General features: G+C 67.6%; 17 protein-coding genes. 2 read left to right on the top strand and 15 right to left on the bottom strand.

The window, feature by feature from the left end; all coding sequences use genetic code 11:
- A partial coding sequence (locus AC1REK_RS20170; protein WP_492273817.1) for a calcium-binding protein occupies positions 1-503 on the top strand: 503 nt, incomplete at its 5' end.
- Positions 504-784: 281 nt separating this feature from the next.
- Here AC1REK_RS20170 and AC1REK_RS20165 read toward each other — a convergent pair.
- The 4 genes from AC1REK_RS20165 to aspS are packed head-to-tail and all read right to left on the bottom strand — an operon-like array spanning position 785 to position 4,200.
- Positions 785-1,690, bottom strand: coding sequence for a glycosyltransferase family 2 protein (locus AC1REK_RS20165; RefSeq protein WP_492268692.1), 906 nt, complete (start codon positions 1,688-1,690; stop codon positions 785-787).
- A 43-nt stretch (positions 1,691-1,733) separates the two neighbouring features.
- Positions 1,734-2,039, bottom strand: coding sequence for a hypothetical protein (locus tag AC1REK_RS20160; RefSeq protein WP_492268693.1), 306 nt, complete (start codon positions 2,037-2,039; stop codon positions 1,734-1,736).
- Between the two features lie 5 nt (positions 2,040-2,044).
- Positions 2,045-2,416, bottom strand: coding sequence for a hypothetical protein (locus tag AC1REK_RS20155; RefSeq protein ID WP_492268694.1), 372 nt, complete (start codon positions 2,414-2,416; stop codon positions 2,045-2,047).
- A 5-nt stretch (positions 2,417-2,421) separates the two neighbouring features.
- On the bottom strand, positions 2,422-4,200 hold the full coding sequence (aspS, locus tag AC1REK_RS20150) for an aspartate--tRNA ligase (protein WP_327523826.1): 1,779 nt from the start codon (positions 4,198-4,200) through the stop codon (positions 2,422-2,424).
- A gap of 251 nt (positions 4,201-4,451) precedes the next feature.
- Here aspS and rnd point away from each other — a divergent pair, with 251 nt between their 5' ends.
- Positions 4,452-5,591, top strand: coding sequence for a ribonuclease D (gene rnd / locus AC1REK_RS20145; RefSeq protein WP_492268695.1), 1,140 nt, complete (start codon positions 4,452-4,454; stop codon positions 5,589-5,591).
- Positions 5,592-5,627: 36 nt separating this feature from the next.
- Here the strand turns inward: rnd and queA are convergent, their stop codons facing one another.
- From queA to nuoN, 11 genes are all read right to left on the bottom strand, one after another.
- Complete coding sequence (gene queA / locus AC1REK_RS20140) at positions 5,628-6,713, bottom strand: tRNA preQ1(34) S-adenosylmethionine ribosyltransferase-isomerase QueA (RefSeq protein WP_492268696.1); 1,086 nt, start codon at positions 6,711-6,713, stop codon at positions 5,628-5,630.
- A gap of 28 nt (positions 6,714-6,741) precedes the next feature.
- Complete coding sequence (locus AC1REK_RS20135; protein WP_316020609.1) at positions 6,742-7,209, bottom strand: peptidylprolyl isomerase; 468 nt, start codon at positions 7,207-7,209, stop codon at positions 6,742-6,744.
- Positions 7,209-7,841: a UCP034077 family protein gene (locus AC1REK_RS20130; protein ID WP_492268697.1), complete on the bottom strand. Its 633-nt coding sequence runs from the start codon at positions 7,839-7,841 to the stop codon at positions 7,209-7,211. The genes AC1REK_RS20135 and AC1REK_RS20130 overlap by 1 nt, the downstream gene beginning before the upstream one ends.
- A 7-nt stretch (positions 7,842-7,848) precedes the next feature.
- Entirely contained in the window at positions 7,849-8,394 is a 546-nt protein-coding gene (locus tag AC1REK_RS20125) for a peptidylprolyl isomerase (RefSeq protein ID WP_316020607.1), read from the bottom strand.
- 506 nt (positions 8,395-8,900) lie between these two features.
- A complete protein-coding gene (locus AC1REK_RS20120; RefSeq protein ID WP_316020606.1) occupies positions 8,901-9,131 on the bottom strand; it encodes a DUF1467 family protein in 231 nt (76 codons plus the stop codon).
- Complete coding sequence (locus tag AC1REK_RS20115; RefSeq protein ID WP_492268698.1) at positions 9,128-9,541, bottom strand: RidA family protein; 414 nt, start codon at positions 9,539-9,541, stop codon at positions 9,128-9,130. Before AC1REK_RS20115 ends, AC1REK_RS20120 begins: the two co-directional genes overlap by 4 nt.
- Positions 9,542-9,544: 3 nt before the next feature.
- Positions 9,545-9,949, bottom strand: a complete 405-nt coding sequence (gene mce / locus AC1REK_RS20110) for a methylmalonyl-CoA epimerase (protein ID WP_066475443.1) — start codon at positions 9,947-9,949, stop codon at positions 9,545-9,547.
- A 98-nt stretch (positions 9,950-10,047) separates the two neighbouring features.
- Positions 10,048-11,718 (bottom strand): ribonuclease J, encoded by a 1,671-nt coding sequence (locus AC1REK_RS20105; protein WP_492268699.1) that lies wholly within the window; start codon positions 11,716-11,718, stop codon positions 10,048-10,050.
- Between the two features lie 190 nt (positions 11,719-11,908).
- Positions 11,909-12,391: a hypothetical protein gene (locus AC1REK_RS20100; RefSeq protein ID WP_492268700.1), complete on the bottom strand. Its 483-nt coding sequence runs from the start codon at positions 12,389-12,391 to the stop codon at positions 11,909-11,911.
- 63 nt (positions 12,392-12,454) lie between these two features.
- Positions 12,455-13,213: a biotin--[acetyl-CoA-carboxylase] ligase gene (locus AC1REK_RS20095; RefSeq protein ID WP_492268701.1), complete on the bottom strand. Its 759-nt coding sequence runs from the start codon at positions 13,211-13,213 to the stop codon at positions 12,455-12,457.
- Between the two features lie 2 nt (positions 13,214-13,215).
- Positions 13,216-14,643: an NADH-quinone oxidoreductase subunit NuoN gene (gene nuoN, locus AC1REK_RS20090; RefSeq protein WP_390893504.1), complete on the bottom strand. Its 1,428-nt coding sequence runs from the start codon at positions 14,641-14,643 to the stop codon at positions 13,216-13,218.
- Positions 14,644-14,649: the final 6 nt, after the last annotated feature.

Raw genomic sequence — 14,649 nt, 5'->3', positions numbered from 1 at the left:
TCTGGGGCGGCGAAGGTGACGATCTGCTCGATGGCGGCTCCGGCGACGACGACGTCTTCGGCGGGACCGGCAACGACACGATCAAGGCCGGCTCCGGCAACGACCTTGTCGAGGGCGGCGAAGGCGACGACGTGATCGATGCCGGCTCGGGCGACGACCTCGTCTTTGGCGGCGCCGGCAACGACGTCATCGACGGCGGCTCGGGCGACGACCGGATCGAGGGCGGCGCCGGGAACGACATCCTGACCGGCGGCTCCGGCCATGACGTCTTCGTCTTCGCGGCCGGCTTCGGCAAGGACGTGATCACCGACTTCAAGACCTCAGGCTCGTCCTCCGACGTGCTGGAGTTCTCGGTCGGGCTCTTCGCCGATTTCGAGGCGGCCATGGAGAGCGCAGCGCAGCTCGGCGCCGACACGGTCTTCACCGTCGACGCCGACACCACCCTCACCCTGAAGGGCATCCAGCTCTCCAGCCTCGCCCAGGACGACTTCCGCTTCGCCTGAGCCCCAAGACACAGCGACGCAAAGGGAAAGGGCGCCGAACGGCGCCCTTTTTCGTGTTTCAGGGGCTGGCGGATTGGGACCGTTCCCCGCTGCCCGAAAGCCCTGGAATTCCGGGCCGGCGCAATCATGGCAGGTGCCGAGCGGACGTTGCAGGCGCGGATCTGCAGGCTGCCTGCCGGTTTTATACGACCGCGGTACCGACCATAGCGGATACTGCCGATGACCGTGTTGCAGGCGGTGCAGTCGGGCATCATCACCCTGCTCTCAAGCCGAAGGGTCTCTCAGGGCCGATCGGCCTCCCCTATAGCCAAGGCGAGGCCTTCCCGGGCGCGCGCGCTCGCTCCTTGCCGCCAGGCGAACGCGCCGGAGGCGGAGCCGGCATGGGCCATCATCTTTTCGCGCTTGAGAAGAATGCCATATCCGACCGCCTTCAGAGCATTCTTCAGGATTTTACCGAGGCCGGGCTCCGGTCGCCCGTATTTGCGTGCGATGTAGCCCTCCGACCAGGCGAGGTGCCAGCGCGCGGTAAAGCGGCGCTGCGGCGACGGCTTGCTGGAGCGGCCGCGACCATGCCGGGCCTCGGCGCCGTCGACATGAATCAAAGCCTGGCTGGCATCGCGCAGGCGGCGGCAGAGATCGTCATCCTCGTAGAACAGGAAGATCTCGGGATCGAAGCCGCCAAGCGCCAGGAAGACCTCGCGCCGCAGCAGCAGGCAGGCGCCCGACAGGAAGGGCAGGCAGGCATCGCCTTGCGGCAGCACGATCTCGCGGGCCCGGTTGAGATGATCGGGCGAGAGCAGCGAGCGCGGCTGCAGGAAAACCCGGCCTGACGGCTCGACCAGCCGGGGCGCGAAGGCTGCTGCGTCCGGATAGGCGTCGGCGGCGGCGAGCAGGGCGGCGACCGCGCCCTTGCCGATCTCGAGATCGGGATTGACGATCAGGACGAAGGGCGTGTCCGCCGCTCCGGCACCACGATTATTGGCGCGGCCATAGCCCTCGTTGCGTGCGTTGCGCAGCACTATCGCACCGCAGCGCTCGGCGATGGCGGCCGAACCGTCAGTGCTGGCATTGTCGACGACCAGCGCCCGGACGCCCTCCCCGGCCAGCGCCGCGAGGCAGGCCGGCAGGACCTCGGCACTGTCATAGGCGACGACGATCGCAGTGATGTCGGAAGGCGAGGAAGTCATGCAAGCGCATGTGCGCGGGAAGTCGCGCGCGGGCAAGCGGAAATCAGCGCCGCCCGCCGACTCGCGGCTCGCGCTGCAGTTCAGCACGCTCGCTCGCCTCGCAACGGCGCGGCGCCTTGTAGGACTTCACCGCATAGCTCGCATTGGCCGCGATGAAGCGGGCGCGGTCTTCCCGCGGCAAACCGGCGATGATCCGGCCACGATCGACGCCAACACCGCAGTCATAGGCGCGTGAGACGCGCGAGGCGGTGAATTCCGGCGTGCCGGGGACAGGACCGGCGCCGACCCCGACGCAGCCGGCGAGGCTGCAGGCGGCGAGCGCCGCGAGGCTCGGCTTCAGCGCGGGCATCGGCGTCAGAGCGTCTCGAAGCGGTTGGCGCGGACGGTGTTCATCTGCCCCCGCAACGTGGCCCGCTCCTCGACCGTGCAGGGCTCAGGCCGGATGCCCTGGTTGATGGTCTGCGCTTCCGAGATGGTGACATAGGTCGAGCGGGCGCCGGCGATCTGCTCCGGCGTCGCGCCGCGCGCCCGCTCCGCCTGCAGGAAGCGGTCGAGCGTGTCGCGGCGCGCATAGCCGGCATTGCAGGCGCTGGCACGCGAGACGATGCCGGCGAGCACCGTGGCGCGCGCGGCGCTGGGATTAGACGGCGTCGAGACGCAGGCCGAGAGGACGGGCAGCAGCGCGAGAGCCGGCGCCAGAAGGCGCACGGCAGGGAGGCCAGGCATGGAGGTCAGCCGTTCTTCTCGGGCAGGTTGAGGCGCAGATGCAGCTCGCGGAGCTGCTTCGGCGTCACGTTGGAGGGCGCCCCCATCAACAGGTCGACGGCCTGCTGGTTCATCGGGAACAGGGCGACCTCGCGCAGATTGGTCGCGCCGGCGAGCAGCATGATGATCCGGTCGATGCCGGCCGCCATGCCGCCATGCGGCGGCGCGCCGTACTGGAAGGCGCGATACATGCCACCGAAGCGCTCGACCACCGTCTCCTCGCCATAGCCGGCGATCTCGAAGGCCTTCACCATCGCTTCCGGCTTGTGGTTGCGGATGCCGCCGGAGGCGAGCTCGTAACCGTTGCAGGCGATGTCGTACTGGAAGGCCTTGATGGCGAGCGGATCCTCCTCCTTCAACGCCTTCAGGCCGCCCTGCGGCATCGAGAAGGGGTTGTGCGAGAAATCGACCTTCTTGTCGTCCTCGTTGTACTCGTACATCGGGAAATCGACGATCCAGGCGAAAGCGAAGGCGTTCTCGTCGATGAGACCGAGTTCCGAGCCGACCTTGTTGCGGGCCGAACCGGCGAACTTGTAGAACTTGTCCGGGTTGCCGGCGGTGAAGAAGCAGGCATCGCCGCCCTTCAGCCCCATCTGGGCGATGATCGCGGCGACGCGCTCAGGGCCGATATTGTTGGCGATCGGCCCCTGCCCTTCGCCGTCCTCCTTGACCATCAGATAGCCGAGGCCGGGCTGGCCTTCGCCCTGTGCCCAGGAATTCATGCGGTCGCAGAAGGCGCGGCTGCCGCCGCCGGGCGCGGGAATCGCCCAGACGCGGTTCTTCTCGTCCTCGAGGATGCGGGCGAAGACCTTGAAGCCCGAGCCGCGGAAATGCTCGGAGACGTCCTGCATGACCAGCGGGTTACGCAGGTCCGGCTTATCGGAGCCGTATTTGGCGATCGCCTCGGCATAGGGAATACGCGGCCAGTTCTTGGTGACCGACTTGCCGCCGCCGAACTCCTCGAAGACGCCGGCGATAACCGGCTCCATGGTGCGGAAGACGTCTTCCTGCTCGACGAAGCTCATCTCGACGTCGAGCTGGTAGAACTCGCCCGGCAAGCGGTCGGCACGCGGGTCCTCGTCGCGGAAGCAGGGCGCGATCTGGAAGTAGCGGTCGAAGCCCGCCATCATCAGGAGCTGCTTGTACTGCTGCGGCGCCTGCGGCAGGGCGTAGAAGTGGCCGGGATGCAGCCGGCTCGGCACCAGGAAGTCGCGTGCGCCCTCGGGCGAGGACGCCGTCAGGATCGGCGTCTGGAATTCGGAGAAGCCGGACTGCTTCATCTGCGTGCGCAGATAGTCGATCACCTTGCCGCGCAGGATGATGTTGTTGTGCAGCTTCTCGCGACGCAGATCGAGGAAGCGATACTTGAGACGCGTGTCCTCGGGGTATTCGAGATCGCCGAAGACCGGCAGCGGCAGCTCGGCCGAAGGGCCCAGCACCTCGATCGCGGTCGCGAAGACCTCGACGGCGCCGGTGGCGAGATTGGCGTTCTCGGTGCCGGCGAAGCGCGCCTTGACCTTGCCGTCAATGCGCACGACCCATTCCGAACGCAGCTCCTCGGCGTCGCGGAAGGCCGGAGAATCCGGATCGATGACGACCTGGGTCATGCCGTAATGGTCACGCAGGTCGATGAAGAGCACGCCACCATGGTCGCGGATGCGGTGGCACCAGCCAGAGAGGCGCACGGTCGAGCCGATGTCGCTCTCACGGAGCGCGCCACAGGTATGGGAACGATAGCGGTGCATGGTCACGGGATCAGGCTTTCCGGGCATTCGGGCGGGCCCGACGGGGCCGCGCGACGGTCTGTGGCGTAAGCACACGCAGGCGGCGAGCTTGTCAAGAAGCGCGGGCCATGGAGCCGTCATGACCGGCATGGTCGAAGCGCGCGGATAGTCCTTCCCGCAGGCCGCCCGCACTGCCAAAAAGCAGGGATCGGCCGGTGCTTTCCGCGTGAAAGTGGTTTCCACTTTGGCGGAACATGCCTTAAGAGCCGCCCATGAACCTGATCAGCACTACCGCGGAACTGAGCGAGGCGTGCACGCGCCTGGCGCAGCATCCTTTCGTCACGGTCGACACCGAGTTCCTGCGGGAGACGACATATTATCCGAAGCTCTGCCTGATCCAACTCGCCTCGCCGGACGAAGCCGTGCTGGTCGACCCGCTGGCGCCCGATCTCAGCCTCGAGCCTTTCCTGGCGCTGATGAGCGACCCCAATGTGGTCAAGGTCTTCCACGCGGCCAGACAGGACCTCGAAATCGTCTGGATGATCGGCAGGCTCATCCCCGCCCCGCTCTTCGACACGCAGGTCGCGGCGATGGTCTGCGGCTACGGCGACTCCGTCGGCTACGAGCAGCTTGCCAACGACCTCGCCAAGGCGCGGATCGACAAATCCTCGCGCTTCACCGACTGGTCGCGCCGGCCGCTGACCGAAGCGCAGCTCGCCTATGCTGAATCCGACGTGACGCATCTGCGCGACATCTATCTCGCGCTCGCGGCCGACCTTGCCGAGAGCGGCCGCGAGAGCTGGGTCGCGGAAGAGATGGCAGTGCTGAACTCGCCGGGCACCTATGAGGTCAAGCCGGAGAACGCCTGGCTGCGGCTGAAGGGCCGCATCCGCAAGCCGAAGGAACTCGCCGCGCTGATCGAACTCGCCGCCTGGCGCGAGCGCGAGGCGCAGCATCGCGACGTTCCGCGCCAGCGGGTGCTCAAGGACGACGCGTTGATGGACATCGTCCAGCGCGCGCCGCGCTCGGCCGAGGCGCTCGGCGAACTGCGCTCGGTGCCGAACGGTTTCGAGCGCTCGCGGGCGGGCGCCGAGGTTCTCGCCGCGATCGAACGCGCGCAGGCGCTCGATCCGCAGACGCTGCCGAGACTCGAGCGCGAGCGCGGCCGGCCGGCAAATGGCGCCGTGCTCGACTTGCTCAAGGTCCTGCTCAAGGCGACCGCCGACGCCGAGCGCGTCGCTCCGAAGATCATCGCCTCCAGCGACGATCTCGAAGCCATCGCCTTCGACGATGAGGCGGACGTGCCGGCCCTGCAGGGCTGGCGGCGCGAGGTCTTCGGGGAGAAGGCGCTGGCACTGAAGAACGGCTCGCTCTCGCTGCGGGTGGTGCGCGGGCGCGTCACCGTCGGCTGATCGCCGGCTCGCTGCCCTGTTCCCGGAGCGCAGCCTTCAGCCGGCGCGCTCCAGCAGCGAAGAATCACCGTAGGAATAGAAGCGGTATTGCTCAGCGATCGCATGGGCATAGGCGCGTTTCATCACCTCGAGTCCGCAGAAGGCGGAGACGAGCATGAACAGCGTCGAGCGCGGCAGATGGAAGTTGGTGAGCAGGAGGTCGACCGCCCGGAAGCGATAGCCCGGCGTGATGAAGATCGCGGTGTCCCCCGAGAAGGGCTGAATCACGCCATCCTCGCCGGTCGCGCTTTCGAGAAGGCGCAGCGAGGTCGTTCCGACCGCGACGATGCGCCCGCCCGCAGCGTGCACCGCGTTCAGGGCCGCGGCCGTCTCTGCGCTGACCGTGCCCCACTCGGCATGCATGCGGTGCTCGTCGGTATCGTCGGCCTTGACCGGCAGGAAGGTGCCGGCGCCGACATGGAGCGTGACGAAATGGCGCGAGACGCCGCGCTTCTCCAGCGCCGCGAACAGCTCAGGAGTAAAGTGAAGCCCGGCGGTCGGCGCGGCAACGGCGCCCTCTTCACGGGCATAGGTCGTCTGGTAGTCGCGGGCATCGGCAAGATCGGTCGGGCGCTTGCCGGCGATATAGGGCGGCAGCGGCAGTTCGCCGAGCCTGACGATCGCCTCGTCGAGCGCCGCACCTGAAAAGGCGAAGCGCAGCTCGACTTCGCCGCCCTCGCCCTTGCCCGTCACCTCGGCCTGGAGCCGGCCGAGCTCGCAGATATTGCTGGCACTGTCGTCGCCGAAGAGGATGGTTTCGCCGATCGCGACTTTCTTCGCCGGGCGAGCGAAGGCCAGCCAGCGGTCGCTGGCCTCGCGCTTGTGCAGCATGATCTCCACCCGCGCCGAGGCATCACCGCGATAACGGCGGCCATAGAGGCGCGAGGGGATGACGCGGGTGTCGTTGAGGACAAGCGCATCGCCGGGACGCAGCAGGTCGACAAGGTCGCGCACGCCGCGATCCTCGAAGGCGCCATCGGCTCCCGACCGAACGACGAGCAGGCGGGCCGAATCGCGCGGATTGGCGGGCCGCAGCGCGATCCGCTCCTCCGGCAGGTCGAAGTCGAAGAGACCGACGTCCACGATGCGGCCTGCTCCGGCCCTATGCGGCTCAGGCGTCCGCCATCACCTTCATCGAGACGATCGAATCGGGATCGCGCACCGGCTCGCCGCGCTTGATCTTGTCGACGTTGTCCATGCCTTCCACGACCTCGCCCCAGACCGTGTACTGCTTGTCGAGGAAACGGGCGTCGTCGAAGACGATGAAGAACTGGCTGTTGGCCGAGTTCGGGTTCTGGGCGCGGGCCATCGAGCAGACGCCGCGGACATGCGGCTCGGCATTGAACTCGGCCTTCAGGTCCGGATAGCTCGAGCCGCCGGTGCCGGTGCCGTGCGGGCAGCCGACCTGGGCCATGAAGCCGTCGATGACGCGGTGGAAGACGATGCCATCGTAGAAGCCCTCGCGCGCGAGCAGCTTCAGGCGCTCGACATGGCCGGGCGCGAGGTCGGGGCGCAGCTTGATGACCACGCGGCCCTTGGTGGTCTCCATGACGAGGGTGTTCTCGGGGTCGAGCGACATCAGACTGCTCTCTGGTTGGACGGCGCGCGGCCGTAGAAGCGGATGGTTATAGGTCGGCCTGCGATACTCCCTCCGAGCCCGGGCGACAACCTCATTGGCGTGCAATCGCGCACGGCGGCTATCAGCGAATTGCTGAAGCGCTCGCGCAGGCCGGGCGAAGCCCGCCGCATCTCCCAGGTAACGCGGGGCTGGCCGAACAACGTGCCATCGCGGCGCAGGCTGAAGCGGACGGTCGCCGCGGCGGCGGCCGTCGGCCCATCGAGCATCGGCGGCTGCCAGCAGCGCCGCAGCGCCGGAGCGATCTGGTCGAGCCGGTCGAGGGTCTCGGCGCCGAGCGCGGCCGTCTCCGGCGAAACCGTGCCGATGACGCCGCTGCCGGTGCCCGGCGGCTGCGGAGGCACGGCCCGGCGGTAGTCGCCCTCGCCGAACGGCCCACCGATGCCGGGCATGTAGCGCTGGCCGCTCTGCGGTGGCAGCACCGGGTTCTGATAGCCGGATGGTGGCGGCAGCACCGGATTCTGGAAGCCGGAGGGCGGCGGGAGGCCGAGATCGCGCGTGTCCTGCGCCAGACCGGGCCTGCTGCCGGCGAAGGCCAGCAGCAGAAGCGCCAGGACGGGCAGGCGCGCGCGCATCGGCGGCTTACTTGGCGTCGGACTGCAGGCGCATGCGGACGATCTTGTCCGGAGCGGTCACTGAGCCATTGTTGGCCGAGCTGCCCTTCTTGATCTTGCGGACGACGTCCATGCCGGAGACGACTTCGCCGAAGAGCGTGTACTGGCCGGTCAGCGAGCCGCACCCCTCGAAGCAGATGAAGAACTGGGAGTTGGCGGAGTCGGGGCTCTGCGAGCGGGCCATGCCGACCGAACCGACCTTGTAGGGCGTCGGCGTGAATTCGGCCGGGATGTTCGGCAGGTCGGAACCGCCGGTGCCATTGCCCTTCGGGTCGCCGGTCTGGGCCATGAAGCCGTCGATGACGCGGTGGAAGACGATGCCGTCATAGAAGCCGCGCTTGGTCAGCGTCTTGATCTGCTCGACATGCTTGGGTGCGAGATCCGGGCGCAGGCGGATGGTGACCTTGCCGTCCTTGGTCTCGAGCACGAGCGTGTTCTGCGGATCGGGAGCCTGCGCCTGGGCAAGGGCAATCGAGGCGGAAAAGGCCAGGGCGGCGATGATGGGGCGAAGCATGGAGCGTCTCCTGGCCGCCGGGACGCCCGACGGCTCTACGATACGGCAGGTAGCGACATCCTTTGACCGGAACAAGGCGCAGGAACGGGCCGCGGAGAAGAATGTTGCACTGCACAAGAGCAAGCTGGAATAATTATGCAAATAATTCGAGCCAAAGCTGCCTAAACGGATGACAGCGCGATCGTGATCGGCTAACTCTCGATTGCTGGGCGCGCCTGACCAAGGTTCGGGCGCCGCGGACCAGGTCTCGGGAGGAACAAACGCCCGCCTAGTATATGAGCCGCGCTTGCTGCAACCGCGCGCCGATACTGCGGTAAAAAACAAACTTCAAAGGCAAGGCTCAGGCCTTGCCTTTTGTTTTTGGCGCTTCCCGCTTGCCAATGCTGAACCTTGAGCCTGAGCACGGTCATCACCAGGTCAGCCAAGTTCGAGCAAGACTGCTGGGCCGTCTTGCGGCCATCCCGGCATGCGCCGATCCAGCTCGTTCAATTCGATCGTAAGCGGTCCTAAAGGTCGACGAACGACCAGAGATACCAGACGCCGACAAAGATGATCGCGGCGATCACGGTCGTCGCCAGCGCCTTTTTCGCCAGCAGCGGCGCCTGCGGCGCACCCGGGTCGGTGCCGTCGCTGACCGCACCGCCTTCCGACTGGCTGCGGACGCCGAATGGCAGCACCGCGAAGAGCACCGTCCACCAGATCACGAAATAGACCGCAATCCCGCCCGTGATGGTCATGTGCGGCTCCCTTGCGCCTCTGCACGCGCCAGCGCGATGCAGGAGAAGGCGACCAGCGCCTCCGTCGGAACCCCGAAGCGAGCCGTATGCCTGGCCGGCAGGCCGCCCGGGAAATGCTTGACGTACTCGGCGTTGCAGGCAGCGTAATCCGCCGGGTCTGTGATCAGCATGGTAACCTGGACGACCCGGTCGAGTCCGCTACCGGCTTCTTCCAGTATCCGCGTGATGTAGGCCAGAGCCTCGCGCACCTGCTGCGCCGGCGTCTCGCCGCGGATCACGCCGCGTGCGGGATCGTGCGGCGCCGACTGGCCGGAGACGAAGACGAGGCCGCCGGCCCGCGTTGCCAGACTGAACGGACGCGGCGACCCCGCTTCCGGCTCGCCGAAGAACTCGATCGGAGAATCGCTCACGGCTCAGGCCTGCTCGAGCTCGACGAGCGTGCCGCAGAAATCCTTCGGGTGGAGGAAGAGCACCGGCTTGCCATGCGCGCCGATGCGCGGCTCGCCGGAGCCGAGGACGCGCGCGCCCTGCGCCTTCAGCCGGTCGCGCGCCGCCAGGATGTCGTCGACCTCGTAGCAGATGTGGTGGATGCCGCCATCGGCATTGCGCTCGAGGAACTTGGCGATCGGCGAATCCTCGCCCATCGGCTCGAGCAACTCGATCTTGGTGTTTGGCAGCTCGACGAACACGACAGTGACGCCGTGCTCCGGCTGCGGCAGCGGCTGCGAGACCCGGGCACCGAGCGTGTCGCGATAGAGCGCCGTCGAAGCCGCGAGATCCTTCACGGCGATGGCGACGTGGTTGAGGCGTCCGATCATGCGAGGCTCCGCGGCTACGGGATTGACGAAGGAAGGTGCGGGCCGGGGCCCGCCGGGCGCGCCCTTCCTAGCACTGGCGAGCGGCAGCTCGCCACTCGTCAGACCTCGATCACGAGGGCGTTGACCAGCGGCTTCTTGCCCCACTCCTCGTTGACGGCGCTGCGGATGCCGCGTTCGAGTGCGCTGCGCACCGCCTCGGAGTCGCGACGCTTCGCCTTGGGCATGCCGGCGATCAGATCCTCGACCGCGTCGGCGACGATGTCGTCGAAAGACGTACCGTCCTTCGCCAGGACCGGCAGTCCGAGCAGCGCGATCTCGGGATCGCCGGCGAGTTCGCCCTTCTCGTCCATCGCCACCGCTACCGAGACGATGCCGGCGAAAGAGAGTTTGCGGCGCTCGGCGACCGTGCGCTCCTGCGCAGCGACGAGGAGCATCCCATCCTGATAGAGCCGCCCGTGCCGAACTTCCGTCAGCTTGCGGGCGCCTTCGGCCGAGATGCCGACCACGTCGCCATTGGCTGCGCGCAGCACATGCTTGACGCCGACGCCGCGGGCGAAGGCGGCGTGCTCCGAGAGGTGCAGATCCTCGCCATGGGCAGGGATCGCGATCTTCGGCTTCAGCCAGCCATAGAGCCGCGCCATCTCCTCGCGCCGCGGATGGCCGGAAACGTGGACGAGATGGGTTCGGTCGGTGATGATCTCGATATCGTCGCGGGCGAGCGCGTTCAGGATGTTACCGACCGCCTTCTCATTGCCCGGAATGGTGCGCGACGAGAAGATCACGCGGTCGCCCTTGGCGAGCGTGATCTCGGGATGATCGTCGGAGGCGATGCGGGAGAGCGCGGCGCGTGGCTCGCCCTGGCTGCCGGTCAACAGGGCGACGACCTTGTCGCGCGGCAGGTAGCCATAGGTGTCGACCGAGCGGAAGGCGGGAATGCCTTCGAGATAGCCGCATTCGCGGGCGACATCGATGACGCGGTCCATGGCGCGGCCGACGACGACGACCTCGCGCTGATCGGCCATTGCCGCCTCCGCCACGGCGCGCAGCCGCGCGACGTTGGAGGCGAAGGTCGTGACGGCGACGCGCGCCGGCGCCGAATGGACAAGTTCCTTGAGCTTGGCGGCGACATCGGCCTCGCTCGGGCTGATGCCGTCGCGCATGACGTTGGTGGAGTCGCAGACCAGCGCCAGCACGCCCTCCTCGCCGAGCTCGCGCAGCCTTGCCTCGTCGGTCGGCAGGCCGACCTGCGGCGTCGGGTCGATCTTCCAGTCGCCGGTGTGGACGACGAGGCCGACCGGGGTGCGGATCGCCAAGGCGTTGGATTCGGGAATCGAGTGCGCGACCGGAACGAACTCGATGTCGAACGGGCCGAGCGTGATGCGGCCGCCCTGCGCCACGACATGCATCGGTACCTTGGGCGCGCCGGGCTCCGAGAGCCGGCGGGTCGCCAGCAGCCCGGCGGCGAAGCGGGTGCAGTAGACCGGCGCGCGCAACGCCGGCCAGAGCGCGGCGAGCGCGCCGATATGGTCCTCATGGGCATGGGTGATGACGATGCCCAGCAGGTTCTCCTTGTCCTCGACGATGTAGGTCAGATCGGGGAGGACAATGTCGACGCCAGGCACTTCCGGGCCGGCGAAGGACAGCCCGCAATCGACCAGGATCCATTTGCGCCTGCCCTCCGGCCCGAAGCCGTAGAGAGCGGCATTCATGCCGATCTCGCCGAGACCTCCGAGCGGGACGAAGACGAGCTGGTCACTGGAACGGGTCACGGGCAATCCTGACTTGGGAAGCGGAGGCACGATGCGCGCCTCGGGAAATGGCGGGCAGGCCTAGCACGTGCGTCGGCCTACCTCCAGACTTGCATCCTCGGGGGCGCCGCGGCTTTTCTGCCGGGTTGGGTCCGACAGCCGCAATCCACGGACGTACGCACGAGCAGATCATCCCGCGAGAGCGCCCGTTTCAGTCGGAAGCGAGGATGTTGCCCTTCGTCACCCTGCAGGACTGGCTGACGGGCCGCGCCATCAACCGCATGCCCAAGCGCTCCAGCGACATCCGGCAGCTATACCCGCCGGCCTGCGCCGAGATATGGAAGGAATGCGTGCCGGTTCCGCCCCGGGGGCTGCGCCACGGCCGGCTCACGCCATTGCCGACCCAGCGAAAGCCGCCGCCCCCGCCTTCGCCGCTGATCGCCTCGAAGGCTCGGTCGGATGCCGGATGGCCGCTTTCGAGGGCGAACTTGTGAAAGATCCGTCCCTTCGTCGAGAAATAGAGCCGGTCCCGCCAGATCTGCCGGACGAAATTGCCGTTCGGAAACTCCAGGACCTCCTCATAATGAGAGGCGATCGAATATCCCGCCAGCGCTTCCTGGCCCAGCGCCTGCGCCCGAGCCCCGGACGATGACGCGGCGAGGCAACCGAAGATCAGCGCCAGCAGGATCTGCATTGAAAGGCCTCGACGACGACAAGGCACTCGGAGATTCCATCCTCGCGGTGGGCCCCCTCGGTTTCAAGCCTGTGCGCCGAAGAAAAGATCGCCCGCATCGATGACGCGCCGCCCGGCCGTGGTGTCCAACTCGAGGCGTCCCGCCGGATCCAGGCCATGGAAGCGCCCCGAGACCGGCCCCTCCGGCAGGCGCAGGGTTACCGTCTCGCCGAGGAAGGCGGCGCGCTCGAGCCAGGCGGCGCGCGTCGGGCCAAAGCCGCCGGGAAGGGACCAGGCGGAAAAGCGGCGATGCCAGGCCTCCGCCAGCGCAACAAGCAAGCGCTCGACGCTCGCGCCCTGCGCATGCTCCGCCAGATGCGTCGCCGCATAGGGCGTGTCCTGCGGCGAAGACGCGATGTTGACGCCGAGACCGATGATGACGCTGAACTGCCCTGCCCGGCTCTCGCCCTCAAGCAGCAGGCCGGCCGATTTGGCGAGATCGATCAGCAAGTCGTTCGGCCATTTGAGAGCGAGCCGCGGCGCTGACAGCCCGGTCACGGCCGCGGCGGCATCGTGCAGCGCGAGCCCGGCGACGAAGCCGAGCTGCGGCGCGAGCACTGGCTCGCAAGGCGCGACCAAAAGCAGGCTGGCGTAGAGGTTGCCGGGGGGCGAGCCCCATTGCCGGCCATGCCGGCCGCGGCCGGCGTTCTGGCTGCGTGCCACGATCCAGAGCTTGCCTGGATCGCCCTGGCCGAGCGCGAGGCGGGCCTCCTCCATGGTGGAGGCGACCTCGTCGCGCACGATCAGGCGATAGCCGGCGCTCCGCGCCGCCTCGCCGAGCACGCTCAGAACAGCGACTTGGCTGCCACAGCCGCCGAGTTGAACAGCGGCGCCGGCATCAGCGAGAGCGCCAGCACGAACAGCGCCGAGATCAGGAGCACGCCGCGCACGCTAGCATCGCCCTTGTCGAAGGCTGGCTTGGCGTCGTCAAAATACATGACCTTGACGAGGCGCAGATAGTAGTAGGCGCCAACCACGCTGGTCACGACGCCGATCACGGCGAGGGTGTAGAGCTTGGCGTCGATCGCGGCGAGGAAGACGTAGAACTTCGCCCAGAAGCCGGCCAGCGGCGGGATGCCGGCGAGCGAGAACATCATCATCGAGAAGGCGAAGGCCATCCACGGGTTGGTCCGCGACAGGCCGGCGAGCTCGTCGATGTTCTCCACCGGCTTGCCGTCGCGGCGCATCATCAGGATGCAGGCGAAGGCGCCGAGCGTGGTGGCGAGGTAGATCGCCATATAGGTCATCACGCCCTGGACGCCGGCCGCCGTGCCGGCCGCGAGGCCGACCAGCGCGTAGCCCATGTTCGCGATCGAGGAATAGGCCATCAGGCGCTTGATGTTGCGCTGACCGATCGCGGCGAAGGCGCCGAGCGCCATCGAGGCGATCGAGATGAAGATGATGATCTGCTGCCAGTCATGCAGCGCGCCCGGGAAGGCGCCGACGAAGATGCGGATCGTCATCGCCATCGCGGCGATCTTGGGCGCCGAGGCGAAGAAGGCGGCGACCGGGGTCGGCGCGCCCTCGTAGACGTCGGGCGTCCACATGTGGAAGGGCACCGCCGAGATCTTGAAAGCGACGCCGGCGGCGATGAAGACGAGGCCGAAGATCAGCCCGAGGCCGGGATGGCCGCCCTGCACCGCGGCGGCAATGCCGGCATAGCTCACCGTCCCGGTGAAGCCGTAGACCAGCGAGGCGCCGTAGAGCAGCATGCCGGAGGAGAGAGCGCCGAGCACGAAGTACTTCAGGCCGGCCTCGGTCGACTTCTCGTTCTCGCGGTTGAAGGCCGCGACGACATAGAGCGCGAGCGACTGCAGCTCGAGGCCGACATAAAGGCCGATCAGGTCGCTGGCCGAGATCATCATCATCATGCCGATGGTCGCCAGCACGATCAGGATCGGGAACTCGAAGCGCATGGCGCCGTCGCGGCGCAGGAAATCGGCCGAGAGCAGCACGGCGGCGCCGGCGCCGATCAGCGTCAGCACCTTCATGAAGCGGGCGAAGCCGTCGGCGACGAAGGCGCCGTTGAAAGTCACGGCCTTGCCCTCGCCGCGCAGCACCAGCACGAGCACCAAGGCGAGCAGAGCGAGCGTCGCGATTTCGAGCGTGCGCGTCGAGCGCTCGCCCTGGATGGCGCCGTAGAGCACCATGGCGATCGCGCCGATCGCGAGGACGATTTCCGGCAGCGCAGGGCCGAGAGCGGGCAAGGTCATCTCGAT

The organism is Allobosea sp. GW823-FHT02B03, assembly GCF_058797755.1.
Note: the sequence above shows the minus strand (reverse complement) of the source record. Positions and strands in the feature narration are given on the sequence as shown.

Bases quoted from the DNA above. Each gene is read 5' to 3' on its own strand.
- AC1REK_RS20165 (WP_492268692.1), bottom strand. From the start codon at position 1,690: ATGACTTCCTCGCCTTCCGACATCACTGCGATCGTCGTCGCCTATGAC.
- AC1REK_RS20160 (WP_492268693.1), bottom strand. From the start codon at position 2,039: ATGCCCGCGCTGAAGCCGAGCCTCGCGGCGCTCGCCGCCTGCAGCCTC.
- AC1REK_RS20155 (WP_492268694.1), bottom strand. From the start codon at position 2,416: ATGCCTGGCCTCCCTGCCGTGCGCCTTCTGGCGCCGGCTCTCGCGCTG.
- aspS (WP_327523826.1), bottom strand. From the start codon at position 4,200: ATGCACCGCTATCGTTCCCATACCTGTGGCGCGCTCCGTGAGAGCGAC.
- rnd (WP_492268695.1), top strand. From the start codon at position 4,452: ATGAACCTGATCAGCACTACCGCGGAACTGAGCGAGGCGTGCACGCGC.
- AC1REK_RS20135 (WP_316020609.1), bottom strand. From the start codon at position 7,209: ATGTCGCTCGACCCCGAGAACACCCTCGTCATGGAGACCACCAAGGGC.
- AC1REK_RS20130 (WP_492268697.1), bottom strand. From the start codon at position 7,841: ATGCGCGCGCGCCTGCCCGTCCTGGCGCTTCTGCTGCTGGCCTTCGCC.
- AC1REK_RS20125 (WP_316020607.1), bottom strand. From the start codon at position 8,394: ATGCTTCGCCCCATCATCGCCGCCCTGGCCTTTTCCGCCTCGATTGCC.
- AC1REK_RS20120 (WP_316020606.1), bottom strand. From the start codon at position 9,131: ATGACCATCACGGGCGGGATTGCGGTCTATTTCGTGATCTGGTGGACG.
- mce (WP_066475443.1), bottom strand. From the start codon at position 9,949: ATGATCGGACGCCTCAACCACGTCGCCATCGCCGTGAAGGATCTCGCG.
- AC1REK_RS20100 (WP_492268700.1), bottom strand. From the start codon at position 12,391: ATGCAGATCCTGCTGGCGCTGATCTTCGGTTGCCTCGCCGCGTCATCG.
- nuoN (WP_390893504.1), bottom strand. From the start codon at position 14,643: ATGACCTTGCCCGCTCTCGGCCCTGCGCTGCCGGAAATCGTCCTCGCG.